Annotated in this window: 5 protein-coding genes and 1 pseudogene; 3 read left to right on the plus strand and 3 right to left on the minus strand. The window is 61.1% G+C overall.

The genetic code is table 11. The features are described from left to right. The first annotated feature begins 58 nt into the window (after positions 1 to 58). From eccCa to A5789_RS26985, 3 genes are all read left to right on the plus strand, one after another. Positions 59 to 4,099 carry a type VII secretion protein EccCa gene (eccCa, locus tag A5789_RS26975; protein ID WP_064922800.1) on the plus strand — a complete coding sequence of 1,347 codons (4,041 nt, stop codon included), beginning with the start codon at positions 59 to 61 and terminating at the stop codon, positions 4,097 to 4,099. A gap of 264 nt (positions 4,100 to 4,363) precedes the next feature. Beyond that, a complete protein-coding gene (locus A5789_RS26980) occupies positions 4,364 to 4,678 on the plus strand; it encodes a WXG100 family type VII secretion target (protein ID WP_064902161.1) in 315 nt (104 codons plus the stop codon). Positions 4,679 to 4,731: 53 nt separating this feature from the next. Continuing rightward, the gene (locus A5789_RS26985; RefSeq protein ID WP_064902160.1) at positions 4,732 to 5,034 is read left to right on the plus strand and encodes a WXG100 family type VII secretion target; all 303 of its coding nucleotides are present in this window, start codon (positions 4,732 to 4,734) and stop codon (positions 5,032 to 5,034) included. Between the two features lie 88 nt (positions 5,035 to 5,122). On the opposite strand, the gene A5789_RS26990 is transcribed toward A5789_RS26985, so the two are convergent. The 3 genes and pseudogenes from A5789_RS26990 to A5789_RS27000 form a co-directional block, all read right to left on the minus strand. Further along, entirely contained in the window at positions 5,123 to 6,400 is a 1,278-nt protein-coding gene (locus A5789_RS26990) for a hypothetical protein (RefSeq protein ID WP_155525592.1), read from the minus strand. Positions 6,401 to 6,430: 30 nt separating this feature from the next. Further along, positions 6,431 to 7,633, minus strand: coding sequence for a hypothetical protein (locus tag A5789_RS26995; RefSeq protein ID WP_155525591.1), 1,203 nt, complete (start codon positions 7,631 to 7,633; stop codon positions 6,431 to 6,433). A gap of 81 nt (positions 7,634 to 7,714) precedes the next feature. Beyond that, a pseudogene (locus A5789_RS27000) lies at positions 7,715 to 8,372 on the minus strand (serine/threonine protein kinase); the annotation flags it as partial.

An 8,372-nucleotide genomic window follows, 5' to 3' on the forward strand; every position in this document is an offset into this window, starting at 1 on the left:
CGGCCGCTGCCTCTACACTGAGTCCGCAGTACAGCCGCCGAAGGGGGATCTTCCGTCGATGAGCACTGTCAGGTTCCAGCGTCGTGCGCGCCGGGAGGTTCCGAGGTCACCGGGCGGCGAAGTGACACTGCAACCGCCGCCGGAGATTCCACGCGCGATACCTGGCAGTTTACTGGGCAAACTGATGCCCGTCGTGATGGTCGTCGGCATGGTCGGAATGATGGCCATCATGTTCACCCGCGGTGGAGGTATCGCCTCCAACCCGATGAGCATGATGTTCCCGATGATGATGGTCTTCTCCATGGTCGGCATGTTCGCCGGTCAGGGTGGTAAGGGGCAGAAGGCCGCCGAGGCCAACGAGGACCGCAAGGACTATCTGCGCTACCTGGACCAGGTCCGCAAGGACGTCGACGAAACCGCCTCCCAGCAGCGCGCGGCGGTCGAATGGAGCCATCCGGAACCGGGTTTGGTGTGGATGCTGGCCGGCACCAGCCGCATGTGGGAACGCCGTCCGGGGGACAAGGACTTCTGCCACGCGCGCATCGGCCTGGGCGGTCAGCGCCTGGCCACCCGGCTGGTCTCGCCGGAAACCGGCCCGGTCGAGGAGCTCGAGCCGATCGCGGCCGTATCGCTGCGTCGTTTCGTACGTACGCATTCCACGGTGCCGGACCTGCCCACCGCCATCGCGGTCAAGGGCTTCGCCACCATCCAGCTCAACGGTGACCGCGCCCAGGCGCGCGATATGACCCGCGCGATGTTGTTGCAGCTGTGCATGTTTCAGGCGCCGGACCAGGTGCTGGTCGCGGTGGTCTGCGGTCCCGACACCGCCGCCGAATGGGAGTGGACCAAATGGCTCCCGCACACCCAGCACCCGGATTCCCAGGACGGCGTGGGCACCGAGCGCATGGTCTACGGTTCCATCCGCGAACTCGCCGATGGCCTGAATCCTTTGCTGCACAACCGCGTTCGCTACTCCCGCAACCAGCCGGCCAATCAGAATCTGGTCCACATCGTCATCATCGTCGACGGTGGTCTGCTCGAGGCCGAAGAGGATTCGCTGCGCGAATCCGGCTACGAGGGCGTCACCATCATCGATCTGTGCAGTTACGCTCCGCGCCTGGCGGTTTCGCGCGGCATTCAGATGGTCGTCGAGAACGGTGAATGCGTCGGCCGCGGCGCCACCGGCAACATGGAACGCTTCGCCCTCATCGACCGCATCAGCGCACGGCAGGCCGAACAGGTCGCGCGGCGGTTGGCGCCGTTCCGCGTGGCGGCCGTCCAGCGCGGTGGCGAATCCGTGGTCGAGGAAAGTGGTGACGTCATCGATACCTGGGCCAAGCTGGTTGGCCTGGGCGATATCGGGACCTTCAATCCGGAGAACGGATGGAAGCCGCGTTACGGCCGCGACCGGCTGCGGGTGCCGTTCGGTGTCGGCGCGGACGGCTTGCCGGTCTACCTGGATATCAAGGAGGCGGCCGAGGGCGGAATGGGCCCGCACGGCCTGTGTATCGGCGCCACTGGTTCGGGTAAGTCGGAATTCCTCCGGACTCTGGTGCTGTCGATGCTGGCAACGCATTCGCCGGACCAGCTGAACCTGGTTCTGGTCGACTTCAAGGGCGGCGCGACCTTCCTGGGCTTGGAAGGTGTTCCACACGTAGCGGCCATCATCACCAACCTGGAAGAGGAAGCGGACCTCGTCGACCGCATGAAGGACGCGCTGGCGGGCGAGATGAATCGCCGCCAAGAGGTGCTCCGCGACAAAGGCAACTTCGCGAATGTCCTCGAATACGAGAAGGCTCGCGCTGCCGGAGCAGACCTCGACCCGATGCCGGCGTTGTTCGTCGTGCTCGACGAGTTTTCGGAACTGCTCAGTCAGCACCCCGATTTCGCCGAGCTGTTCGTGATGATCGGCCGTCTGGGCCGATCGCTCCACGTACATCTGCTCCTGGCTTCGCAGCGCTTGGAAGAAGGCAAGCTCAAGGGCCTGGAATCGCATCTGTCCTACCGCATCGGTCTGAAGACGTTCTCGGCCAACGAATCTCGTCAGGTATTGGGTGTTCCCGATGCCTACAACCTGCCGAACAATCCGGGTGGTGGTTATTTGAAGTCCGATTCCGGTGAGATTCAGCGGTTTCAGGCTTCCTATGTTTCCGGGGCCTATGTGGGTGGCGGTTCCCAGCGAGAAGTGACTCAGGCGGGAATCGTCGGCGGGGAAATCGATATCAACGCCCGTCCCTTCGTTGCCGGGCAGGTGCCCTTCCGTGCCAGCGACCGTCTCCCATTGCCTCCCGAGCCCAGCCTGGTCGATGAGGTCCAGCAGGACGAAGGCGCCGAGAAGATCTCCAACCTGGGCATGCTGGTGTCGCGAATCCAGGGGCACGGTCGCGCGGCCCACGAAATCTGGCTGCCGCCGTTGGATGACGCGCCGACCCTCGATCAGCTCATCCCACGCTCGATTCTGACCGGTGACTACAGTCCGGTAGCGAGTTTGCGCACTGCCATAGGAACAGTGGACCGTCCGTACGATCAGCGGCGCGACCCCATGGTGATCGATCTGTCCGGTGCCCGCGGCAATGTCGCAATTGTCGGTGGCCCCCAGTCCGGTAAATCGACCGCACTCCGTTCTTTGATCATGGGTATGGCGTTGACCCACACCGCAGAACAGGTGCAGTTCTACTGCCTCGATTTCGGTGGTGGCACGCTGGCGGGGATCGAGGGCCTCCCACACGTCGGTTCGGTGGCGGGGCGCCTGGATGTGGACAAAGTCCGCCGCACCATCTCGGAAATGACCACCATCGTCCGTCAGCGCGAAATGCGTTTCCGCCAACTGGGCATCGAGTCCATGGCCGACTTCCGCAGGCTGCGCGGTACGGATCCGTCGACCAGTCCTGCGGCCGCGGGCGCACACGAGGACCCGTTCGGCGATGTCTTCCTGGTGGTCGACGGCTTCGGATCGATCCGTCAGGACTTCGATGCCCTCGAACAGCCGATCATGAACCTTGCCACGCAGGGGCTCTCGTACGGTGTGCACGTCGTGATCGCGCTGAACCGCTGGGCCGAAGCGCGTCCCGCCCTCAAAGACCAGATCGGCACCCGCATCGAACTTCGCCTGGGTGACCCGATGGATTCCGATCTGGGCCGTCGTGTCGCTGCCATGGTTCCACAGGGCCGTCCGGGACGCGGTATGACTCCGGATGCAAAGCACATGCTGACGGCTTTGCCTCGTGTGGACGGGGACTCGAATCCGGAGAACCTCGGTACAGGCGTGGCAGATTCCGTAGCGGCGATCGCGCGAATGACTCCAGGTCGACCGGCGCGGCAGGTTCGCATGCTTCCGGAGTTGCTGACGCGCGAGGACGTTCTGCGCAGTCTCGGCAACTGGCCGGCAGGTGTGGACACCCGCCAGCCGAATCTGCAAATTCCGATCGGCTTCAACGAATCCGAGCTGGCACCGGTCCTGCTGAACATGTCCGAGCAACCACATTTCCTGATCTTCGGTGACAGCGAATGCGGTAAGACGAACCTGTTGCGCAACGTGATCCGAGGGATCCTCGAATCGAATGCACCCACACAGGCGAAGCTGATCCTCGGCGACTATCGCCGAACCCTACTGGGTGTGATCGAGACCGATCATTTGGCCGGCTACGCACCCTCCTCGGAGATACTCGAGAAGATGATGGCCGAACTCGCGGGTCTACTTCGCAAGCGGATGCCGGGCCCGGACGTGACTCAGCAGCAGTTGCGTGATCGTTCATGGTGGACCGGTCCCGAGGTCTATGTCGTCGTCGACGACTACGACCTGGTATCCACGTCCAGCGGAAACCCCCTGGGGATTTTGGCCGAGTTCCTCGCGCACGCAAAGGATATCGGCTTCCATCTGATCATCGCCCGGAGGTCGGGTGGAGCCTCCCGGGCACTGTACGAGCCGCTGGTGTCGAGGATGAAGGATGTGGGCACGACCGCTCTCGTCATGAGCGGTAACCGTGAGGAGGGCATCTTGCTGGCGGGCATCCGGCCGAGCGAAATGCCGCCGGGCCGCGGCACGCTGGCCACGCGCGCGGGTACCAGCCTCATCCAAACGGCATGGAGCCCGGAATGATTGTGGACAACCCGTCTGCCGGATGGCACGCTAGGTGCCAATTGGACACTCTCGGTCAGTGGCAGCTGTCCGATGTCGAAGGGGGAGGTGGCAAACCGTCAATCATGACGTATGACCGTTTGAGTAGCCGATCGCTTGGTCTCGCACGGTCGGATCGGGATAGGTGGTTGGAACCGGCAGCGCTCGAGCTGCGTCCAACTCTCATGTAGGGACCACCACTGCCGTCATCAGCAGGCGACGGTGAAGAAACCAGAGGAGCTTATTATGGCGCAGTCATTCAATCTCGATGGTGGAAAACTCGATACGTTCATCAGTGAGATGAACCAGCTGCACTCCACTATCGAGGGGCACGTGAACACCGCGCGGTCCAGCGCAGCGGACTTGGCGCATCATTTGAAGGGCGGGGCCGGCGATGCCCTGCAGGCGACCTTCGAACGCTTCTTGGATGCAGCGAAGCGAATGAACGACAGTCTCCTGCAGAATGCCGACAACCTCCAGGATGTCAACAAGAAGTACGGCCATGTCGAGATGGATCAGCTGCACCACCTCAAAGAGGTGGATTCGCTGCTGAACATGTGAGCCTGGACCTCGCTCGATCATCCTGAATACGTACATACACAAGGGGAGAACTAATGGCCGACTTCGGTTCGATCTCATATAACTTCGGTGGTATCAACGACGGCGGTAGCGAGCTCCATACCGTCGCCAAGAACATCACCTCCGAGCTCGAGGACATGGAGCGCAAGTTCCAGGCGTTCATGAGTGAAAACTTCGGAGGTGCCGGTGCCGAGGCGTTCCAGCAGGTCCAGGTCAACTGGAGCCAGCAGTCGAATGAAATGTCTGCTGCGCTCGCGCAACTCGGCGTCAAGACCATAAACGCTGGTGAGGCGATGCAGGGCGCGGATATTCTGGCTGCGAAGATCATCGGCGGCTGATCACGGGGCTGTCGAAAGGGCTGGCCGCATTCCCGATCGAATGCGGCCAGCTCTTTTGTGTCGCTACCCTGGTCTCTCTCCCGCGTTGCTACATCCATTCACTGTTGGCGAGTAACGCGTACTGTGCGGCTGCGCGTTGCTGCGCGTCGTCGAGCTGGCGGCTCCACGTGACGGCCACATAATTCCGGTACTGCACAGCGCAACTGAACTGTCGATAATAGCCGTTGTCGGGAAGCTGTTTGCATTTGGAGTTCGGAAGGTTCTTCGGTGTCGAGCGGGCATCGGGTTCGGTCAAGAGCTTGTCGTAGGCGTCGCGTGCGGAGGATTGGCCGGCACTGCGATACACGACGGCGCCACCGTCGACATTCCTCATTATGCCTTTTCCGAACGCCTGTGCATTTCCTCCCGAATTGAAATCCCTCGACATCAGGCTATAGGCATCCGAAACGGCGAAACGATCGATACGTGTGGATTCGTAGAGCGTTTTCGCTTCGGCCCTATCGGTTTGAAGTTGCAGAAATCCGCGCTCCTCGTATGTGCCTAGCGAGCCGTTACGAGGAAGGTAGTACTGGTTCGGATTGATGACCCTTCTCATCATGTCGTCAGTGCCCGGTTCCAGCCTGAGCACTTGCTCGGCTGTCAAGGGCGACAGGGAGTCGAGCATCGGCAACTGCTTGTCGTACGTCTTCTCGACGAGACTCGTGAGACTGTCCAGTTTTCCATCCGGTGTCTGCACGAACGTGCTGACTACATATTGACCGCGGGCAACCACCGAGCCGATCGTCGGCGTTCCGGGCTGCCAATGGGAATGAGCTTCTGGATACTTCCCGAGGTGCACGGATTGGTTTCTATCGGGTGCCACATCGAAGTCCGCCTTCTCGATGTCCGAGGCGGCGCGATTCGCGCTGTCGCTGCTCGGAAACTGCATTACGGCGAGCGTGATCAGCGTGGCAGACGGTATAGATTGGCCCGTCGGGTCCGGCTCGCGGTCGCTACTTCCGGAGGCGAAACCGAACATCGGCTTGTACTGAACTGCCGCGGCAGCACCTGCTTTCGACAGGACTCGTTCGAAATCCCAGCTCTTCTCCAAATTCTGAGCCCCGGTGCCGTATTTGAGATTCGGATCTACATCGAGGCCGGTTACCAGGTGATTCATCAATCGAATTTCCGCCAGCGCCGAGCCGTTCTCTACAGTATGGCTGTATTCCTGATAGGTATCGATGGGTTCGATCGGATATTGTCCAATATCAAGGTGTCGGACATCGATCTCTCCGGCCACCGGGAAACCGGACCTGACGTCGCCGCAACCCGTCACGGTGACCAATGTGGCAAAAGTTAGTAGCAAAGAGCGTGAGAGTTTGCTCATGAGGGCTCGATTCATGACAGGGTTCCGCAGCTAGTTCGAGTTCTCCAGGATCGCGTATTGAGCGGATGCCCGCTGATGAACGTCGATGAGCTGGTTGGAACTGACTTCCGAAACATACTCGTCGTAGCGGAGATAACAGCGGAATCTGAATCTCCCGTAATCATCGCCCCGGTATTCATAGCATCGAATCCAAGGGAGATTCTTGGGCGAGCCGACCAGTCGATCGAGCTTCTCCGGCGAGGAGTGGGCAACGAGCAGCTTCTGCGCGGCGGCGGCGTCTTTCGCGCGATAGAGGCGGCTCCCGTTACTGGCCATCCAATCCATTCCGGTTGCGGCAAACAATTCGGCATCAGCGCCGGGATCCGATGACATATGAAGCGCGGCGTGCCGGTCGTAGAATCCAGGTGCGTCCTTGGCGCTGTCGGTTGGTGAGCGGCGCAGTGTTCTGCCGAGCAGGTTGTCGTGGTCGACCGGCGCCGTGGCGAGTTGTTCGGGAGGGGTCGACGTGAAGCGGTCTATCGCAGGAGTAATTACCGCCAGACTTTTGGTGGTCAGCTCGGTCAACTCCGCCCGCGATTCTTCGTGCAATTTATTCTTTGCGCCGTCCGAAACGCTCGAATAGATGACGAATCGGCCATGCGGGGTATACGAATGCAGGTATTCTTCACCGGGAACCCAGTAAGCCAGTGTATCGGGGCGCCCGTCGATGGATACCGGCTGAAAATCCATTTCGGGCGATCCATGTATGTGATCCGAAAGCGTGCGATCGTACAAAGATCTGGCTGCGCGCGTCGCAGAATCCTGATCAGTGAACAGAAGTACCGAGTACGAAATCGTCTGGGCTATTCCGAGGTCCTTCTCGGACCTTCCCCATGTGTAGTAACCCGCGATGAATCCTTTTGTGTCGTCATCCAGATTCTCGGAGTCGATGCCCGCGATCGACGGGTCCAGCCATGCGTGTACGTCGGAATCGGTGACACCGGTCTGGAACTTGAAGCGGGGATCGATTTCCATCGCGAGAGGAGCGACGCTACCGAGCCGCTGTCCCTCCATGATCCTGGCCCGGGCAGGGTTCGGGCTTCCGATCTTGCCTGGTGACGTGGTGAAACTGCCGACGTCGAGGTCGCTCACGCTGACATGTGGAGACGGATCTATCCGTTCGGAGTCTCCTTGGCCGGAGCCGCATCCGGCGCTGAACGCAACGACGACCGCCAGCAGCGTGGCTGTCGGCATACTCGGCTTTCGCAATATCCCTCCCCATACATTTTCCTGCCATCTCCGCGGATGAAATGCAGTCTGCGGTTTGCTTTGCTCCTACCGCACGCGGTCGTGCAGCAATGGCACCAGCTTGGTGAGCATGGCCTGCTCGGAATTCGCACCCCAATTGCGAATCGCCGCAACGGTGGAAGCATCGTCGAGTGGAACGACAGTGGCGCGTGAGCTGGTCAGCTGGAAAGGCAGCCCCAGAAGCCCTCCGCCTCCGGCGCTCTTGTCGCTACGTACCGCGAGAACGTAGCTGTCGTCCGAGAATTTGAACGCGTCGTAGTCCGTGTCCGAAATCGGCCGCGGCGACGGCTCGTCCCCCTTCTTCGAATAATTGAGGTTGTACACGAACCCCAGGTCCTCGAGGAATTTCGTCTGCGGCGTGCCCTCCAGGTAGATGGCGAGTTTGCCGTCGTTGGTGACATCGACGATCGTGATGGTTTTGCCCGCGAACGTCGGATTCGCTTCGCGCGCTTGTGCAACCGACGTGTACGCCGCTGCCGCGGTCGTCGTCGCGGCGGCCGATGCCGAGGTGGTCGCCGGCCCCGTCCCGCCCGAATTGCCCTGGGTTGCCCACACTCCGATGCCGGCGGCCAATCCTACGGCGACGAGTGCTCCGACTCCGCCGAGGAGCAAGGGTTTGCGGCTCTTGGGTTTCGGTTCGAGGAGGCGGGAGAGGTCGGGGTCGGGGCGGTGGCCGGTTTGGGTG

Source organism: Nocardia sp. 852002-51101_SCH5132738 (genome assembly GCF_001665695.1).
GTDB lineage: Bacteria > Actinomycetota > Actinomycetes > Mycobacteriales > Mycobacteriaceae > Nocardia > Nocardia nova.

Excerpts from the sequence above, each read along its gene's own strand:
- eccCa (WP_064922800.1), top strand. The coding sequence starts at position 59 with ATGAGCACTGTCAGGTTCCAGCGTCGTGCGCGCCGGGAGGTTCCGAGG.
- A5789_RS26990 (WP_155525592.1), bottom strand. The coding sequence starts at position 6,400 with ATGAGCAAACTCTCACGCTCTTTGCTACTAACTTTTGCCACATTGGTC.
- A5789_RS26985 (WP_064902160.1), top strand. The coding sequence starts at position 4,732 with ATGGCCGACTTCGGTTCGATCTCATATAACTTCGGTGGTATCAACGAC.
- A5789_RS26980 (WP_064902161.1), top strand. The coding sequence starts at position 4,364 with ATGGCGCAGTCATTCAATCTCGATGGTGGAAAACTCGATACGTTCATC.
- A5789_RS26995 (WP_155525591.1), bottom strand. The coding sequence starts at position 7,633 with ATGCCGACAGCCACGCTGCTGGCGGTCGTCGTTGCGTTCAGCGCCGGA.